Annotated in this window: 2 protein-coding genes and 2 pseudogenes; 2 read left to right on the top strand and 2 right to left on the bottom strand. The window is 70.0% G+C overall.

Annotated features, from left to right (window positions below):
- Positions 1 to 391: pseudogene (locus EES42_RS42395) on the top strand (ArsR family transcriptional regulator); the annotation flags it as partial.
- A gap of 187 nt (positions 392 to 578) precedes the next feature.
- On the opposite strand, the gene EES42_RS45400 reads toward EES42_RS42395, so the two are convergent.
- Together EES42_RS45400 and EES42_RS42380 are read right to left on the bottom strand one after the other, a co-directional pair.
- Complete coding sequence (locus EES42_RS45400; protein ID WP_164495559.1) at positions 579 to 1,154, bottom strand: hypothetical protein; 576 nt, start codon at positions 1,152 to 1,154, stop codon at positions 579 to 581.
- A 157-nt stretch (positions 1,155 to 1,311) separates the two neighbouring features.
- Positions 1,312 to 1,467 (bottom strand): annotated as a pseudogene (locus EES42_RS42380) (transcriptional regulator); the annotation flags it as partial.
- Between the two features lie 169 nt (positions 1,468 to 1,636).
- Here EES42_RS42380 and EES42_RS42375 point away from each other — a divergent pair.
- Positions 1,637 to 1,842: DUF6083 domain-containing protein (locus EES42_RS42375; protein WP_241196951.1), on the top strand; the 206-nt coding region annotated here is incomplete at its 3' end.

Here is a 1,842-nt window from a genome sequence, read left to right as displayed (position 1 = left end):
TGAGCGCCGCTACCGGCTGCGCCGCGACCGCGCGGGGATCAATTCGGACACGGTCAACTCGCTCTCGCTCGACGACCATCGCAGCGCATTCGCCGCCGCTCTAGCGGTCCTGGCTGCCGAATTCACCGCGTATCTCGACCGCGACACGGCCGACCCGGTAGCCGACCTGGTCGGCTACCGGCAGCATGCCGTCTGGCTCAGTTCTGGGGAACTGGGCGGGATGATCAACGGGATGCGGGCGGCGATCACCCCCCACCTGGCCAACGAGCCATCACCCGACCGCACGCAGTACCTGATCAGCCCGATCCTCTTCCCCGTCGAAGCGCCGCCGACCGAGACCGGCACCGGTAACACCGCCACGGGCAGCCAGAGCCCGGGACCCTGTAGCTGAGCAGAGTCCACCACTGTTCCCGTGCCCGGTTTGCCCCGAGGCCCTAGCCGCTCCCCGTTTACACGGCACCACGTCAACATGCTCGGTCGGTACTCGTTCCAGCTCGCCACCCCACGCCTGCGCGAGGCCGATAGAATCGCGATCAGCACCTCCAGGAGGTCGAGCGCGTCATCGACGGCCCGGGTCGTCAGGTAGACGGTCGTGGCCAGCAGCGTCGCCAGCCGGCGGGAATCGCCGTGCCGGCGCAGGAGCAGCCGCGAGCCTCGCCCAGTGCCCGAGCGGCCTGCCGGGCCCGGACCAGCCATGGATTGGCCAGGTCGGCGTGGAGTTCCCGGTCGAACCGACGGAAGTCCCGAGTGACAGTGAACAGCGTCAGTTGCGTTGAGGTCGTGATCGCGCGATGGGGTTCAGGAAGCGGCGGCGGCTTCAGCACGCGCCGTCCGGCCTTGCCGACCCGCGGCCCACCGTTCTTGGGCCGCGGGAGGTTCGCGAAGAACAGCTGGCAGGTCACCCGCCGTAGGTACGGCTCGATCACCGAAGCCTTGCCGCTGGCCTTGATCGCCCAGGTCGCCTGAGCCCGGCAGAGACGGCAGTAGCCGTACTTGTCGTCGACCGGGACCTGCCGCCGACAGCCGACGCATGCACCGACGGCGTGTAGCTGGCCGTAGGTGTAGCAGCCGCGGCAGAACCGGCCGGGCAGCTGCCCCCAGGCGAAACAGCCAGAGCAGGAGGCCGCCGGCTTGTTCTCGCTGATCTTCCCCATGGTGGTGGTGCCCAGGTCACATCGGCGGCAGGGAACGGCCGTCGCGGCGCTTGGGCACGACGGCCGGGGCCACCACTGAGCCGGTCGTGGCCTCCTGGACGCCAGCCTGTTGCCCTGGGCGCCTGACCCCCGGTCCATGCCGGGCGGCCTGGTTCCACTACGCGGCGAAGCCTATGTTGGTGACGTACTCGTACTGGCCCCACTGGGAACCGAGGTCGGGCAGGACGTCGGTGGTCCACTCGTCGTCAAGGCCCTGGTCATCGCCTGCGGCCCAGGCCTCGACGATGCGGTCCCAGCGGCGGACGTTCAACGTCAGCGTCAGCGCATCCCGAAAGGCCCTTGTCCCGGCCCACGTAGCTGTGAACTCTGGGGCGCCACAAGCCCCGTGGGACGCCTGCGGGCGCACCGGCGGCTACCTGCCCACCCGGCACGGCTGGATCGCGCCCTACCCGTCCTGACGGCCCGTCCGGACCCTGTGAAGCATGGGGGACACCGAGAACACCGCAGACCGTCCGGACCGCCCCGACAGCGCACTCCAAGCCGCCCTCGAAGGCGCAACCGCCCCGCCGCCACCCGCGCCGCCCAGCTGTCCGCACTGCGGCCTCCCACAAGACCGCTACCGCACCCTCAACAACGGGCACTGGGTCCTTCTCGAACCGAGGATCCTCGTCCCCGCGCACACGATCCC

It is taken from the genome of Streptomyces sp. ADI95-17, from assembly GCF_003846175.1.
Classification (GTDB): Bacteria; Actinomycetota; Actinomycetes; order Streptomycetales; family Streptomycetaceae; genus Streptomyces; species Streptomyces sanglieri.
The sequence above is the reverse complement of the archived record's forward strand: the minus strand, read 5'-3'. Positions and strand labels throughout refer to the sequence as shown.